Genomic DNA, 15418 nt, shown 5'->3' with positions numbered 1-15418 from the left:
TGACAATGTCTGCCCCGATCAAGACCCCCGCAGCAGATACGCTTCCCCGCCCGGCCGGGTTGGCCGGGCTGGCGTCGGACTGGGCCTCGGACCAGCGCACCTTCAAGAACGTCTCCTGGGGAAAGGCCATGATGTGGATCTTTCTCCTCAGCGACACCTTCGTCTTCGGTTGTTTCCTGCTCGCCTACATGGCAGCGCGCATGTCGACCACCGTTCCCTGGCCGAACCCCAGCGAGGTCTTCGCTCTCGAAATAGGCGGAACGCATATGCCGCTGATCCTGATCGCGATCATGACCTTCGTGCTGATCTCGTCGAGCGGCACCATGGCGATGGCCGTCAATTGCGGTTATCGCCGCGACCGCCGGAAGACCGCAATCCTCATGCTGGTGACCGCCCTGTTCGGCGCCACTTTCGTCGGCATGCAGGCATTCGAGTGGTCGAAGCTGATCGCCGAAGGCGTGCGGCCCTGGGGCAATCCCTGGGGCGCAGCGCAATTCGGCTCCTCCTTCTTCATGATCACCGGTTTCCACGGCACCCATGTCACCATCGGCGTCATCTTCCTGTTGATCGTCGCCCGCAAGGTCTGGCGCGGCGATTACGACACGGAGCGGCGCGGCTTCTTCACCAGCCGCAAGGGCCGCTACGAGATCGTCGAGATCACCGGCCTCTACTGGCACTTCGTCGACCTGGTCTGGGTCTTCATCTTCGCATTCTTCTATCTCTGGTGAGGAGGGCACCATGGCTCATGCAGAGGTTCACGCCGCGCAACATGCTGCACATGCGGAACAGCAGCAGCACCCGATCAAGCTCTACCTCCTGGTCTGGGGCCTGCTCTTCGTGCTCAGCGCCTTTTCCTATCTGGTCGATTATTTCGGTCTTGAGGGCTATCTCCGCTGGTCGCTGATCCTGATCTTCATGATGCTGAAGGCCGGATTGATCGTGGCGGTGTTCATGCACATGGCCTGGGAACGGCTCGCGCTCACCTATGCCATCCTCCTGCCGCCGCTCTTGGTCCTGGTCTTCGTGGCGCTGATGGTATCGGAGTCGAACTACGTCCTGTTCACCCGCCTCGCCTTCTTCGGCACAGGGCCCTGACTGTCGAGGCGAGCAAATGAGGGCGCAATATCCGCTTTTTTGGCACACGCCGCCTGCGACAGAGGTCAAATCAAGGATTCTTACGGGAGTGACTTAAAATTCATCGCCGTGGAGTACCAGTTCCAGTGAAACTGGCTTGCAGATTAATTCACCAAAAACTATTTACTTAGTAAGAAATAATAGACGTGCCTGCGCGCCATCCGGCGCGTGCGCGATCGACACCATTCGAGTCCCACAATGCTTACGAAAAAAGGCAAGTACGGATTGAAGGCGCTTGTTGATCTGGCGCGCCTTGGTCCTGGAGAAACCGCGTTCGTCACCGAGATTGCGACGCGCAACAATATTCCGAAGAAGTTCCTCGACACCATCCTCCTGGAACTGCGCAACACCGGCATCCTGCGCTCGAAGAAGGGCCCCAATGGCGGCTATTCGCTGTCGAAGCCTGCCACGGAGATCATGATCGGCCAGGTCATCCGCGCGCTCGACGGTCCGCTTGCTCCGATCCGCTGTGCGAGCCGCACGGCCTTCGAAGCCTGCGACGATTGCAACGATCCGGTCGGCTGTCAGGTTCGCCTGTCGATGACGGAGGTTCGCGACGCCATCGCCACCATCCTCGACAACATGACGCTTGCGCAGTTCGTCTCGAAGGACCGGACGAAGACGGTCGAGGAAGCGCTCATCGCCGGCGAGTAAGCCCGCGTTCAGTCGGTGAACAGCATGCGCCCGAGCTCGGCGAGCAGGTGCCCGGTACCGCGCGTGCCTTCCGACGGAAAGGCGATCTCGATCGTTGTCGCTAGCCTGACCACGACGGCAATGCCGGCTGGCGTGGAGTTCACCTGCGCGAGGTCGAGAGCCGTCGACGCCCGATCGATCAACGCCGCCAATGTCTCGATCTCAACCTGGAACCGTCCAATCCGCTCGTCCCAGGGCCGGTCGCTCGAAGCCCGGCCGTCGCGCCACATGCACAAATTGCCGGCCAGTTGCCGGCGCTTCTCGCCAAGGACGATCGCCGCCTGCAAGATCGTTCCGAGCGATCGGGCAAGCAGAAGCGCATCGCGATTGAGGACAAGCACCGAGTCGGCCGGCACGTGCGCCTCGCCGAGTCGATAAAGTGCCGGCTCGCCGGTACGCACGACGTGGGTTTCCGTGCAGCCGCGCTGGACGAGCAAGAGGCTCGACGCCTCAACCTCGTTCTGCGCCAGAATGGCAAACCAATCCGGTTCACCGAGACAGGCGGCCTCGAGCGCATCGGTCAACTTGAAGCCGATGCCGTCGGGGACGTAGCGTGGTGTGCCCTGATCGCTCGGGCCTGCGGCCGACAGCCTCTCACCCGATGCCACATGCGCATAGATGCTGCGCCGCTGTTCCTCGCTGCCTGCATTGCGGACCAATTCGAGGGCGCGATAATGATGAACGAGGGCACCGGCCGCAGCGGGCTGGACTTCGGCGATCTTCGACACGGCCTCGGCTATCAGCCCGTTCGATACGTCCGCACCGTCGAAATCGGAGGGGATGGAGATCGCGAGCAGGCCGGACCGCACCAGCGCGTCCGCCAGGACAATGGCGGGAGCCTCGGCGCCAAGCGCCACGAGCTCGCCGGCCGCCGTCAATACCTCCTCGTCGGACGCTATGCTAAGCGGCACCGGCCGAAGACGCTCATGCAGATGTGTAATGGACCCCATCTCGTGCATCCTTACTGATGCGGGCTCAGCTGGAACCGGCGAATCGATCGCAAAGGCGGCGCGTCCGACATTAGGCGCGGCGTCGTAGGATGATGGCTCGCGGCGAGGCTCCATTCCATTGGCCGGGCTGCGATCTGCACAGAGGCCGCATACATCGCTTGCCATTCCGCCTTAGAGAACCGGGAACAGTCCCCAGAACAGGGCCTGCCGGCGCTCCTGCTCCTCGTCGCTGCGGTCGACCATGTCGGTCCTTGGCTCGTCGGCAGCTTTCCTCGGTGCGCTTTCGGAGCGGATACGAAACTGCTCGCGCCAAGGTGCGAACAGATCGAAGGAGAAGTTCACAATACCGAGCGGCATTTCGGCGTTCCTCCCGTTGAGCCCCTCATGGGTCGGCGCGCAGTGTCGCCGCATTCTGCTCGTTCGTCAATAATTTCGATGTAAACTGTGCATTACAAGTGCTCGACACATCGCTCGACGAATGCCCTATCGGGACAGTGCAAAATACCGGCCCTCCCGATAGATCAGGGTTTCACCCCCGCCAATACGGATGCCGACCACACGGCCGAGCACGATTGCGTGGCTGTGCCTTTCGATTGCCTCTTCCACCTCGCAGTCGATCGCCGCCACCGCATCCTGAAGCACCGGCGCGCCGCTGGCAAGGCGGGTCCATTCGCCGCCACGGTAGCGGTCCGGCCCCTTGAGCCCGCCACGGCCGGCGAACTGGTTGGCGAGGAACTCGTGCTGTTCGCCGACGATATTGACGCAGAAATGACCGAACCGCTCGACGACCGGCCACGTCGATGACGCACGATTGAGGGAGACGAGCATACGCGGCGGCTCGACCGAGAGGGCGGTGGCCGAGGTGACGGTCGCCCCGGTCCGCGCCTCCCCTTCTCCCGCGGTTATGATGCTGACGCCGCCGCCCAAGACGCGCAATGCCGCCTTCAGACTGTCGGCATCGGCCGGCCGGTTCGTGGACCGGCTGGCGCTCTCCTCGATCTCGAAGGCTCGTACTGAAGGCTGAACCGACATTTTTCGCTCCTCTGCTCGGCACATCCACGGTCTCCCGATTGGTAACAGCGACGGCGCGGCCCCCGTAGACATCGGATTCTTTAGTCTATATATTTTATAGAAAATATGACTAGCCCTCGCACGAGGCACTTCAAAGCCGCCGCTCCAACCGAAGGGAGATCGGAATGCTGAGAATAACGCTGCCACTGCCGAAGGATGTCACGCCGGCTCCGACCACCAGCAGAGTAGCAATCATCGGCGGAGGCTTCACCGGAGCAAGCCTTGCCCGCCTTCTTGCCGTGAACGGCCAATATGGACCTGACGACATCGTCGTCTTCGAGTCCCGCGCCGGTCTTGGCGGCGGCTTGGCCTACGGTACCCGTAATCCGTCGCTCCGCCTCAACGTCGCGGCCCACCGGATGCGCGCCGTGCCCGGCGACCCGCAAGCCTTCGTCCATTGGCTGTCGGCCTCGGGCCGTCTCGATCTGGACCCGGATGCCGTGGGGGATGGCGGGATCTATGCGCGCCGGGCCGATTTCGCAGCGTTCATGGCCGAGCAGATCCAGCCTTTCCTCGACAGGGGAAGCGTCAGGCATGTGCGCGAGCGCGCCGAGCGGATTTGCCGCCGGCACGGCCGCTGGCAGATCGAGGGAGATCGTGGTGCATCGGTGCAGTCCGATATCGTCGTGATCGCGACCGGCCATCCGCCGCCGACACCGCCGGACCTGCTTTCCGACAGTCTCGGCGGTGACGCTCGCTTGATATCGGACCCTTTACCGTCCGGCGCCCTCCAGGCGATAGGGCCGGACGATAAGGTCCTCGTTGTCGGTGCCGGCCTGACGGCGCTCGACGCCCTGGGTGTCTTGCGCGCGAAAGGCCATTGCGCGGAGGTGACGCTCCTTTCGCGAACGGGACAGTTGCCACAGCCCCAGGCGTCCGGTGATTTCGCGCCGCATGGCGACTTCCTTATCGGTGTGCCGAACACCGCCCTTTCGCTTCTCGAGCGGGTGCGCTTCGCCCTTGAGGAGGTGACGGAAGCCGGCCTGCCCTGGCAGAGCGTCTTCGACGCCCTGCGGCACCAGGGCCAAGCCATCTGGCAGGCATTGCCGCTCGTCGAACAGCGTCGCGTCCTGCGCCATCTTCGCCGGCGCTTCGAAGCGCACCGTTTTCGCATGTCGCCGCAGATCGCCGAACTCGTCGAGCGCGAAAGAGCGGCCGGCCGACTGCGAAGCCGTGCGGGTCGGATCGTCGCGGTCCGGCCGGGCCACGCGGAAATTGTCGTCGATATTGCGACGAAGCCGCACGGAATTGTGGTGCGCCACGCTGCACGGTGGATCATCGCGGCGACCGGACCCGACCATGGCAACGTGATCGGCAGCCAAAGCTGTCTTGCCGATATGGAAGGCTCCGGCCTCCTGAGGAAGGACCCGCACGGCCTCGGCATCGCATGCGATGAAGACAGCCGGGCCGTGGCGCGGGACGGCTATCCTGTCGAGGATCTGTTCATCGCCGGGCCGCTGGCGCGCGGCGCCTTCGGCGAACTCACAGGCGTGCCGGAGATCGCCGCCCAGGCGGAAAGGATCGTCCAGCAAGTCCTGGCGATGCGCTTCGCCACGACTCGGACGATCACGATCCGATCGCTGTAGCCGGCAAGGCCCGGGCGTCGTCAGCCGAGGATGGCATCCAGCAGGCGGCGCTCGACGACGGCGAGATCCGGATCGCCATGGCGACGCGGATGCTCCGTCGGAATTTCGAGATCGAGCGCCACCTTGCCGCCATCGAGGACAATCACCCGGTCGGCCAGATGCACCGCCTCGCTGACATCATGGGTGACCAGGACCGCAGTGAATCCCAACTCCCGCCAGACCCGGCTGACAAGTTCCTGCATCGTGATGCGCGTCAATGCGTCGAGCGCCCCGAGCGGTTCGTCGAAGACCAGCAGACCGGGGCGGCTGACGAGCGAGCGAGCGAGCGCCACCCGTTGCCGCTGGCCGCCGGAGAGCCGTGCCGGCCATTGATCCGCCTTGTCGGTCAATTGTACGTCGTCCAGCGCCATTAGCGCTTTCACGCGTGCCGTATCCTTGTCGATAACCTGGCCGAGGCCGACCGCCACATTGTCGACCACCCTCGCCCAGGGAAGCAGCCGAGGCTCCTGGAAGACGATGCGCGCATTGGCCTCCACCGTGTTTCCCGATCGGTCGGCGAAGCGAAGCGAGCCGGCGGCCGGGCGGTCCAGCCCGACGAGCAGGCGCAACAAGGTACTCTTGCCGCAGCCGCTCTTGCCGACGATCGCCAGGAACTGCCCGGCCGGGACGTCAAGGTCGATGCCACGAAGGACCCGGTTTTGACCGAAGGATTGCTCGACCCGCCGCAGCTCGATCGAGACCGCTTCGGTCGCTGCGGCGGAGACCGTTCGCCCCTGTTCTCCCAAGGGTTCGACAGTGCCTTGGCGCCGCTCGAACCTGCTGACATAGCCGCTCATGCTGGCCTCCTATTTCTGATAGACCGGGTTCCAGGATAGGGCATTACGCTCCAGGGCCCTCGCAATCACGTCGGCGAGCTTGCCGAGCGCCGCGTAGATGAGCAGCGACAGGACCACCACGTCCGTCATCATGAATTCACGCGCCTGGTTCGCCATATGGCCGATCCCGGATGATGCGGCGATCGACTCCGAGACGATGAGTGTCAGCCACATGATGCCGAGCGCATAACGCAGTCCGACGAATATCGAAGGCAGGGCGCCGGGCAGGATGACTTTCCTGAACAGCGTCCAGCCGCTCATTCCATAGATCCGGCCCATCTCGATCAGCTCGCGATCGACGTTCCTGACACCGTGAAAGGTGTTGAGATAGACCGGAAAGAGCACGCCCAAGGACGTGAGGAACAGCTTCGATTCCTCGCCGATCCCGAACCAGAGGATCACCAGCGGGATCATGGCCAGATGCGGAATGGTCCTGAGCATCTGCAGCGAGGTATCCGTCAGTTGCTCGGAAAGCTTGGAGACGCCGTTCGTAATGCCAAGCAGCAGGCCGATCGTTCCGCCGACGATAAGTCCGGCCAGGGCGCGCGCGCCCGAAACTGCCACGTTATGAAGCAGCGCGCCGGAGAGCAATTGCTCGACGAAGGCGGCTGCCACATCCGTCGGCGCCGGCATGATCCGCGTCGAAATCCAGCCGAGCGACGAAAATAACTGCCACACCAGAACCAGGACGATCGGCACGGCATAGGGCAAGAGCCACTCCAGACGGATCCGCCGCGCCGGTAGGGCCGGCAAGACCCAGCTCCGTCTTTGCCGCGGGCGATCGCTTGCAACGTCGTATGCGGTCATATTCTTCTCCTTCTCGATTGGCGAGCGCGGCCCGCACGGATTTCGCGTTCGGGATCAGGAGCCGGCGACGACCCGCAGATTGCCTCCATGGCCGCCGCCAGCGAAAAGCGGCCGCTCGCCGAAGGACGAGCGGACCTGGTTGCGCGGACCAGCAAGGCCGATCTCGGGGAACAGCAGTTCGGAAACCCGATAGGCCTCCTCGAGATGGGGATAACCGGAGGCGATCACCGTATCGATACCGATTTCCTGGTATTCCCGGAGACGGGCGGCCACCGTCTTCGGCGAGCCGACAAGCGCGGTGCCGGCGCCCGAGCGGACAAGGCCGATGCCGGCCCAAAGGTTAGGCGATACTTCGAGCCTGTCGCGCCGCCCGCCGTGCAGCGCCCGCATGCGGGCCTGGCCGACGGAATCGGAGTTTTTCGCAAATCCTTCCTGGGCTGCGGCAATCGTCTCGTCGGAGAGCTTGGAGATCAGTTTGTCGGCGGCGGCCCAAGCCTCCTCGTCGGTCTCGCGGACGATCAGGTGCAGGCGAATGCCGAAGGTCACCTCCCGCCCCTTGGCGGCAGCCGCCTTGCGGACCGTGGCGATCTTTTCCGCGACCTGGGCCGGCGTCTCGCCCCAGGTCAGGTATTTGTCGACCACGCCCGTCGAAAATTCGATCGCGGCATCCGATGATCCGCCGAAATAGAGTGGCGGGCGCGGCTCCTGCACCGGCGGGAAGCCCAGGTGCGCGTCGTGCGCCTTGATGTATTTGCCGTCGAGATGCGCCTTGCCCGTCTCGAGGAGCTGATTGAAAACCTGGAAGAACTCCTCTGCATGCGCATAGCGTTCGTCGTGCGGCAGGAAGACGCCGTCGCCGGCAAGCTCCTTGGCGCTTCCGCCCGCGACGATGTTGAGGAGCAGCCGCCCCCTCGAGACGCGGTCAAGCGTCGCGGCGAGCCGCGCGTAATAGGCGGGCGAAGCGATGCCGGGTCGTATGGCCACGAGAAACTTCAGGTTCTCCGTGGAGGCCGCGAGGTGTGCTGCAAGGATGAAGGATTCCTCGCAGGCGATCCCGGTCGGAATGAGGACGCCGGAATAACCCAGCCGGTCCGCTGCCGTGGCGATCTCGCGAAAATAGCCGATATCCGCAGGGCGGCTCAGATCATCGGAGCCGAGATAGGCCCCATCGCCGGAGGTCGGGATGAACCAGAGGAAATCAAGCGGTTTGTCTGTATTTGTCATGGTCTGATCCTTTCAGCGTGCGCCATTTCAGCTTGCCTTCGGTCGCCAGGCGACGTCGGCGATCGTCAGCGTCTTCGGCAGGATGCCGAGGCCATGGAATTCGTCTGCCAGCGCCTGCTGGTAGGTGAGTGCCTCGTCCGACAGCGTCGCCACCTTGCTGAGGTCGGCGCCCTTTCGCGTCAGGATCGTACGCGTAACCTCGGCTGGAATGCCCGTGATCTGCGCGAGCGCCGGAACGGTCTCGTCGAGATTGGCCTGCGCCCAGGCTCCGACCTTGGAGAGTTCATCGATCACATCCGCGATGACCTCCGGCTCGGAGGCGGTGAAATCGCTATTTCCGAAGAAGAAGCTCCAGCTGTCGACGATGCCTTCCGCCGTGATCAGGACTCGTGTCTGCGGGTCCGCCTGGGCAACGGCAAAATAGGGATCCCAGATCGCCCAGGCGTCGATACCGCCGGTCTTGAAGGCGGCCGCCGCATCCGGCGGAGCAAGATCGGCCGCTTCGATGTCGTCGGTCGTCAGGCCAACCGAGCGCAGCGCCTTGACGGTGAAGTTATGCGCGCTGGAACCGCGCTTGAAAGCGATCCTCTTCCCCTTCAGATCCTCGATCGCGGCGATCGGCGAATCCTTCGGCACGAGGATGGCGGAGCCCGATGCCGTACCCTTGTAGCTTCCGACATAAAGAAGATTGGCCCCGGCCGCCTGGGCGAAGAGCGGCGGGACGTCGCCGGTCGGACCGAAGTCGAGCGAGCCGGCGCCAAGTGCCTCGAGGAGCGGCGGACCCGAAGTGAACTCGGCCCAGCTCACCGTCAGGCCGCGTTCGCCAAGTCGCTTCTCGAGCGCGCCGGTGCGCTTCGCCAAGGCGAGCACGCCGTTCTTCTGCCAGCCGATACGAAACTCCTTTGCCGCCCTTGCCGGCCGGATGTTCGGTGCACTCAAGGCCGCGGCGGTGGCGCCGATGAGCGCGAGGGTCTGTCTGCGAGTGATCATCTTCCACCTCTGTCTTGTCGCTGAAGAACAATGCAGTTCGGCAGAATGATAAGATAGTATATAAATTTACTAAGGAAACTTTTTCCAAAGAGTTCCCGACCGGTGGAGATTATCGTCACTCTCCGACGCAAGACGCGAATGGATTGCTGCAACTCCAGAAAGCGAACCGGCAGCCTTTTGGCGCAATCCGCCTTCTTGAGCAGCATATTCGATGCGCCTGCGTTACCCCCTAGCCTCCGGCGTTGCCATCCGCTACCGCATGGCTCTGGTCGTGCAGCACGATGATTATGTCGTAGACAGGCTCAACTCGCGTCGCCGCAAAATCTAATATCCGGCTTCCATACCAACTAGGGTCGCAAGCAATGGCAGAGTTTCCGCAAAGGGCGAAGGTCGTAATCATCGGTCTGGGTGGCATCGTTGGCGCATCGATCGCCCATCACCTGATCGAGCGTGGCTGGGACGATATCGTCGGCATCGACAAGTCGGGCATCCCGACCGACATCGGCTCAACGGCGCATGCCTCGGACTTCTGCTACACGACGAGCCACGACTTTCTCTCGGTCTGGACGACGCAATATTCGATCGACTTCTTCGAGAGGATGGGTCACTACGCCCGCATCGGCGGCCTGGAAGTCGCACGCACCGGCGATGACGTCTGGATGGAGGAGATCAAGCGCAAGCTTTCCTCCGCCAAGGCCTTCGGCACCCGCGCGCACTATGTCTCGCCGGCCGAAATCAAGAAGATGTTCCCGCTGATCGAGGAAGATCAGGTCATGGGCGGCATGTTCGATCCGGATGCCGGCCTCGTCGTCCCGCGCTCGCAGACGGTCGCCGGCAAGCTGGTCGATACGGCGGAAAAGTCCGGCAAGCTGCAGGTCTTCGGCAATACGCCGGCAACGTCGCTCCTCGTCGAGAACGGCCGCATCAAGGGCGTCGTCACGCATCGCGGCACGATCATGGCCGATCATGTCATCGTCTGCGCCGGCATCTGGGGTCGCCTGATCGCCGAAATGGTCGGCGAAGACCTGCCGGTCATGCCGGTTGACCATCCGCTGACCTTCTTCGGCCCCTATAACGAATTCGAAGGCACCGGCAAGGAAATCGGCTTCCCGCTGCTGCGCGATCAGGGCAACTCCGCCTATATGCGCGACACCGGCGACCCAAAGACCACCGAAGGCGGCCAGATCGAGTGGGGCTATTACGAGGCCACCAATCCGCGCCTCTGCCATCCGCGCGACATTCTCGAAAAGCACGAGGCACGCCTGTCGCCCTCGCAGCGCGACCTCGAAATGGAGCAGATCATCGAACCGCTCGAGCGCGCCATGGAGCTGACGCCGATCCTCGGCGAGCTTGGCTATAACGAAGGCCACTCCTTCAACGGCCTGCTGCAGGTATCGGCCGCCGGTGGCCCCTCCTGCGGCGAAAGCCAGAAGGTGCGTGGCCTCTGGTACTGCGTCGCCATCTGGGTGAAGGACGGCCCGGGCTATGGCAAGCTGATCGCCGACTGGATGACGGACGGGCGCACCGAGATCGACCATGCCTCGATCGACTATGCCCGCTTCTACCCGCACCAGCTCGAGGAGAAGTTCATCGAGAACCGCTGCTTCGAGGCGGCGCAGAAGATCTACTTCCCGGCCGTGCATACGCGTGAACCCTATGCGAGCAGCCGCAACGTCAAGCGCTCGCCCTTCTACGAGCGCGAGAAGGAGCTCGGCGGCTACTTCATGGAACTCGGCGGTTGGGAGCGCGCCCACGGCTATGCCGCCAATGAGCACCTCCTGGAAAAATACGGCAACCGCGTTCCGGTGCGCGAGAACGAGTGGGACAGCCGCCATTTCTGGCGCGTCTCCAATGCCGAGCATCTGGCGATGAGCGAGGATTGCGGCATCGTCAACCTCTCGCACTTCCACATGGTCGACATCGAAGGTCCGGACCACGTCGAGCTTCTCGAATGGCTCTGCGCCGCCAAGATCGGCGGAGACGGCAATATCGGCAAGGGCATCTATACCCACTTCCTCGATGACGAGGGCATGGTCAGGGCCGACTTCACCGTCTTCCGCATGGCCGACCGCTGCCGCCTCGTAAACGGCGCCGATGCCGGCCCGCGCGACTTCCACTACATGCGCCGCGTCGCCGAAGACCGCGGTCTCGACGTCACCATCACGGACGTTTCGGAAAAGTTCATCACCATCGGCATCTGGGGGCCCAATGCCCGCGAGACGCTGAAGAAGGTGGTTGCCGATCCGGCCGGCCTCGATCCCCAGAACTTCCCCTTCGCCGCGATCACGCCGATCGAGATCGCCGGCAAGCCGGTCTCCGCCTTCCGCATCTCCTATGTCGGCGAGCAAGGCTGGGAACTGCACATGAAGTACGAGGACGGCCTGGCGGTCTGGGATGCGCTGCGCGCCACCGGCGTCATGGCCTTCGGCGTCGAGACCTATGCGAATTCGCGCCGCATGGAAAAGAGTCTGCGCCTGCAGAACGCCGACCTTCTCACCCAGTACAACCTCATTGAGGCCGACCTTGCCCGTCCGAAGGTCAAGGAAGCGGACTTCCGCGGCAAGGCGAAGCATCTGGAATACAAGGCGCGCGAGCACCAGCCCGCCATGCTCTGCACGCTGGTCATGACGGAGAACACCGACAGGAACGGCGTGAAGCGCTACCCGGTCGGCAACCTGCCGGTCATGGACCCCGAAACCGGTGAGGTGCTGATCGACGAACTCGGCCGCCGCTCCTACACCACCTCCATCGCCTACGGCCCGACGATCGGCAAGAACATCGCGCTCGCCTATCTGCCCTGGGCCTATTGCCAGGAAGGTCGCAAGCTGAACGTCGAATATTTCGCCGAGACCTATCCGGTCGAAGTCGCAGGCGTCGGCTACAAACCGCTCTACGACCCGGAAAACCTCAAGCCGCGCAGCTGACGTTCCGAAGGACTTTTTTCGCGATGAAGAAAAGCGAGCCTTCCAGCCGGAAAGGCCCGCTTTTTCGTGGGCAGTCCCCCGCCGCTTGGCCGAGGCCGTGCAATCGTCCGCGTCTACCGGGTGTCAGCGCCGATCAGCACGAAGGCGACGGTCGCCGGCTCGCTGTTCGGGTTGCGCCAGGCGTGGCGCGTGCCGTGCTGAACCACACTGTCTCCGGTGGCAAGAGCCACCGTTGCGCCGTCATCAAGCTCGAGCGTGATCCGACCGCTGAGCACTACGCCGTAATCCATGGTCGGCGTCGTGTGCATGCCGGGACTATCCACCTCGAAGGTTTCGGCGATGCCCGGTGCGGCCGCCAAGTGCTCCGCGCCCGCAAGAGCGGGCTGGAATTCCGGCGACATCATCACCGCATCCGGGGGAAAGGTGACGATCAGAAAGGTCGAGCCGCCGGCCGGCTGCAGCAGGGTTCCGTCGCTCGCCATCGGGTCCTCGCCGTCATATGGCAGCGACGGAACACCAGCGGTTGTCCAGATCGGCGCGGAGATGAAACCCGGCGTGTGCTTGAGCGCCACCTCCCGGGGCGATGCCCCGTCGCTGACGACCACCGATTTGCCGTCGGCATTCTTCGCGGTTACCACGCGTCTGAAAGTCATGACTTCCTCCAAGCCATTAGGTCGTTTGGTGTGGAATGCCCGGCGGGCAGCGTCGGACATTCCGAATATCAAGGGCAGATCACATAGTTCGAAAAGCCGCCGTGACGCTGGGCGATGCCGGAGATCGCCGAGTTGACCTCCGAAAGAGGATAACTCTGCGTTTCCAGAAGCGACAGATCGACGACGCCGGAACCGACCATATCGGCCATTTCCTGCCCTTCCGCCGTCGTCAGCCAAGCCGAACCGTATAGCCGCTGATTGCGGTCCATCAGCCGGTGAACGTCGATTTCCACAGGCCCGGCGATCGCGCCGATATCGACGGCGATACCGCCACGGCGCAGGCTCAGCAATCCCTGGCGGAAGGTTTCGTGCAGCCCGCCCGGGCCGAGGCAATCGAGAAAGGCGTCGACGCCCTCGCCGTCCGTATGCTTCATGGCGAAATCGGTGACGCTGCCATCGGCGATCGAGAAGACCTCGACACGGTTCGGCGCCAGCGCCTTGATCTCTTCGAGAAGTGCCTTGTCGCGCCCGGTGCCGAGAATCTTGTTGACGCCCATGGCGAGGCCGAAAATCGCCGCACCGATGCCGAGCGTGCCGCTGATGCCGTTGACGAGGATCGTGTCGCCGGGTCCGGCATTGACCTTCTTCAGTGCCGAATAGGCGGTGCCAAGATAGCCGAGGCGTGCCGCCTGCCCATAGTCCATATGGTCGGGGATCTTCACGATCGCGGAGACCGGCGCAACCATATACTCGCTCAAGCCGCCGATCGGATAGTCGGCGAAGGTCTGCATGGCGTGCTCGGAAAAACCGAAATAGCCCTGGAACGCATAGTGCTTGCAGGAGATCGGGTCGCCGCGGCGGCAGTGGCGGCATGAGCCGCAGCTCCGGCCGGGATTGACGTAGACCCGATCACCGGGCTTCAGACCGTGCACCTGCCGCCCCAAAGCGGCGACTTCGCCGGCCGGATCGAGACCGAACACGGCAGGCAGCGGCGGCAGCGGCATATGCGGGAACCAGGTCGTCCAATTGGCTAGGATATTGCCGAGATTCGGCACGATGCCGCAGGCCTTGACCCGCACCAGCACATCCATATCGCCAGGCTTCGGCGTTTCCAGCGTCTCAAGCCGGAGCTCGCCGCCGACAGTATGCATGCGCGCGGCAGTCATTGTTTGCGAAATGGTCATGAAGTCCTCCTCGAATACGAAACTGGCTCCCGAAAGGGCTCGGCGCTCCTCCGCCTGGGCATTTCTTATCCCAGTATTTTCGAAATTTCAACTGATTTCGTAAAATTTGGGCGTCACATGGCATCGCTGCCTATGTCGGATTGTGCGCTTCGCGGACTTTGAAGCCGTATAGGAATGCGTTTGCAAAACATGTCCGCTGCAGTGACAGGTTTCTTCCCCATCGACCAACACGTTGGTGCTTCTTGGCCATCGACCAGTGGGCGAGCCCTGCCCGACGTACCCAGAAAGCGCCGCCTTCGTGTATTTTCGATAATCAATATTATTTCGAAATATCTTGCCGCCGCCCGACATATGCGGTATCAGAAGGGCAGCAACCGATTTCAGACTTGAGGAGGAAGCCATGACGCATATTGTGCACGCCGTCGGGCACATGAAGGTCAATGTCACCGATCCGCAGGCGGTCCTTGTGGATGCAACGGACATCCTCGGCCTGCACGTCACGCATCAAGACGATCGCCAGACTTGGCTGAGCTCGAACGGCCGGGCCGCGGAGCTGGTTCTGGTTCATGCCGACGAAAATTCCGCCCATACTATCGGTCTCGAGGCCTTGAGGCCCGAACTGGTCGCCGAGGCCGCCTCGCGCGTCGAGGCCGCCGGATGCCGGATCCTCGCCCGGGAGCCTAGCCTCGACTGCATTGCCGAAGGCGTAACCTTTGCCACGCCGGAGGGGCTGCGCTTCGAAGTCCACACGCCAATCCGCAACAAGACCTATGGCCGGCGCTATCCGACCAAGGGCGTCGGGCCGAACCGGATCGACCACATCAACCTGATCACCCCCGACCCTGCGGCCACTCGCGCCCAACTCGAGGCGATCGGCGGCATGAAACTGTCCGAACGGATGGTCAATGACAGCCTGAGCTGGATGTATGGCGGCAATCGCCAGCACCACGTGCTGGGACTGGTGAAGGGCAAAGCCGCCGGTCTTCACCATGTTTCCTTCGAGTTCCTCGAATTCAACCAATATCTGCGCCTCGGCGATATTCTCGACCAGTTCGACCGGCAGCTCCTGTGGGGACCGGGCCGCCACCGCCCCGGCGATAACACCTACGCCTATTACACCGACGCCAGCGGCATGATGATCGAATGCTCGGGCGTGATGGCGCAGATCGCCGACGACGCCGATTTCACCGCCAATGTCATCACCAATCTCGAGCGGCCGGGCAATGTGCGCGCCATGAATGTTTGGGGCACGCCGGCGCCGCTCGAATGGCGCGAATATTTCCACCCCTTCGCCAAGATCGCCTGATCCAGACCGAGGTGAAAGCCA

Annotated in this window: 15 protein-coding genes; 6 read left to right on the top strand and 9 right to left on the bottom strand. The window is 63.0% G+C overall.

Features of this window, described 5'->3' with window-relative positions; all coding sequences use genetic code 11:
- The first annotated feature begins 5 nt into the window (after nucleotides 1-5).
- From ATC00_RS28850 to ATC00_RS28840, 3 genes are all read left to right on the top strand, one after another.
- Nucleotides 6-728, top strand: coding sequence for a heme-copper oxidase subunit III family protein (locus tag ATC00_RS28850; RefSeq protein WP_037387759.1), 723 nt, complete (start codon nucleotides 6-8; stop codon nucleotides 726-728).
- 10 nt (nucleotides 729-738) lie between these two features.
- A complete protein-coding gene (locus tag ATC00_RS28845; protein ID WP_037387761.1) occupies nucleotides 739-1095 on the top strand; it encodes a cytochrome C oxidase subunit IV family protein in 357 nt (118 codons plus the stop codon).
- 237 nt (nucleotides 1096-1332) lie between these two features.
- A complete protein-coding gene (locus ATC00_RS28840) occupies nucleotides 1333-1788 on the top strand; it encodes an RrF2 family transcriptional regulator (RefSeq protein WP_037387763.1) in 456 nt (151 codons plus the stop codon).
- Between the two features lie 8 nt (nucleotides 1789-1796).
- On the opposite strand, the gene ATC00_RS28835 is transcribed toward ATC00_RS28840, so the two are convergent.
- The 3 genes from ATC00_RS28835 to ATC00_RS28825 form a co-directional block, all read right to left on the bottom strand.
- Nucleotides 1797-2777 (bottom strand): acyl-CoA dehydrogenase family protein, encoded by a 981-nt coding sequence (locus ATC00_RS28835; protein ID WP_064255318.1) that lies wholly within the window; start codon nucleotides 2775-2777, stop codon nucleotides 1797-1799.
- 171 nt (nucleotides 2778-2948) lie between these two features.
- Nucleotides 2949-3134, bottom strand: a complete 186-nt coding sequence (locus ATC00_RS28830; protein ID WP_037387765.1) for a hypothetical protein — start codon at nucleotides 3132-3134, stop codon at nucleotides 2949-2951.
- A 126-nt stretch (nucleotides 3135-3260) separates the two neighbouring features.
- On the bottom strand, nucleotides 3261-3809 hold the full coding sequence (locus ATC00_RS28825; RefSeq protein ID WP_082912606.1) for a flavin reductase family protein: 549 nt from the start codon (nucleotides 3807-3809) through the stop codon (nucleotides 3261-3263).
- A gap of 164 nt (nucleotides 3810-3973) precedes the next feature.
- Here ATC00_RS28825 and ATC00_RS28820 point away from each other — a divergent pair, with 164 nt between their 5' ends.
- Nucleotides 3974-5434 carry an FAD/NAD(P)-binding protein gene (locus ATC00_RS28820; RefSeq protein WP_064255317.1) on the top strand — a complete coding sequence of 487 codons (1461 nt, stop codon included), beginning with the start codon at nucleotides 3974-3976 and terminating at the stop codon, nucleotides 5432-5434.
- Nucleotides 5435-5454: 20 nt separating this feature from the next.
- Here the strand turns inward: ATC00_RS28820 and ATC00_RS28815 are convergent, their stop codons facing one another.
- The 4 genes from ATC00_RS28815 to ATC00_RS28800 are packed head-to-tail and all read right to left on the bottom strand — an operon-like array spanning nucleotide 5455 to nucleotide 9330.
- Nucleotides 5455-6270, bottom strand: coding sequence for an ATP-binding cassette domain-containing protein (locus tag ATC00_RS28815; protein ID WP_064255316.1), 816 nt, complete (start codon nucleotides 6268-6270; stop codon nucleotides 5455-5457).
- A 9-nt stretch (nucleotides 6271-6279) separates the two neighbouring features.
- Nucleotides 6280-7116: an ABC transporter permease subunit gene (locus ATC00_RS28810; RefSeq protein WP_064255315.1), complete on the bottom strand. Its 837-nt coding sequence runs from the start codon at nucleotides 7114-7116 to the stop codon at nucleotides 6280-6282.
- 54 nt (nucleotides 7117-7170) lie between these two features.
- Nucleotides 7171-8340 (bottom strand): FMNH2-dependent alkanesulfonate monooxygenase, encoded by a 1170-nt coding sequence (gene ssuD, locus ATC00_RS28805; protein ID WP_037387774.1) that lies wholly within the window; start codon nucleotides 8338-8340, stop codon nucleotides 7171-7173.
- 27 nt (nucleotides 8341-8367) lie between these two features.
- Nucleotides 8368-9330 (bottom strand): aliphatic sulfonate ABC transporter substrate-binding protein, encoded by a 963-nt coding sequence (locus ATC00_RS28800; RefSeq protein ID WP_064255314.1) that lies wholly within the window; start codon nucleotides 9328-9330, stop codon nucleotides 8368-8370.
- Nucleotides 9331-9692: 362 nt separating this feature from the next.
- On the opposite strand from ATC00_RS28800, the gene ATC00_RS28790 reads away from it, so the two are divergent.
- Nucleotides 9693-12254: a GcvT family protein gene (locus ATC00_RS28790; RefSeq protein ID WP_064255312.1), complete on the top strand. Its 2562-nt coding sequence runs from the start codon at nucleotides 9693-9695 to the stop codon at nucleotides 12252-12254.
- Between the two features lie 113 nt (nucleotides 12255-12367).
- Here the strand turns inward: ATC00_RS28790 and ATC00_RS28785 are convergent, their stop codons facing one another.
- Both ATC00_RS28785 and ATC00_RS28780 read right to left on the bottom strand, forming a co-directional pair.
- The gene (locus tag ATC00_RS28785; protein ID WP_064255311.1) at nucleotides 12368-12907 is read right to left on the bottom strand and encodes a cupin domain-containing protein; all 540 of its coding nucleotides are present in this window, start codon (nucleotides 12905-12907) and stop codon (nucleotides 12368-12370) included.
- 68 nt (nucleotides 12908-12975) lie between these two features.
- Nucleotides 12976-14091 carry an alcohol dehydrogenase catalytic domain-containing protein gene (locus ATC00_RS28780; protein WP_064255310.1) on the bottom strand — a complete coding sequence of 372 codons (1116 nt, stop codon included), beginning with the start codon at nucleotides 14089-14091 and terminating at the stop codon, nucleotides 12976-12978.
- Between the two features lie 400 nt (nucleotides 14092-14491).
- On the opposite strand from ATC00_RS28780, the gene ATC00_RS28775 reads away from it, so the two are divergent.
- Nucleotides 14492-15397 carry a VOC family protein gene (locus ATC00_RS28775; protein WP_064255309.1) on the top strand — a complete coding sequence of 302 codons (906 nt, stop codon included), beginning with the start codon at nucleotides 14492-14494 and terminating at the stop codon, nucleotides 15395-15397.
- Nucleotides 15398-15418: the final 21 nt, after the last annotated feature.

Source organism: Sinorhizobium americanum (genome assembly GCF_001651855.1).
Classification (GTDB): Bacteria; Pseudomonadota; Alphaproteobacteria; order Rhizobiales; family Rhizobiaceae; genus Sinorhizobium; species Sinorhizobium americanum.
This window is presented reverse-complemented; position numbering and strand designations above follow the sequence as displayed.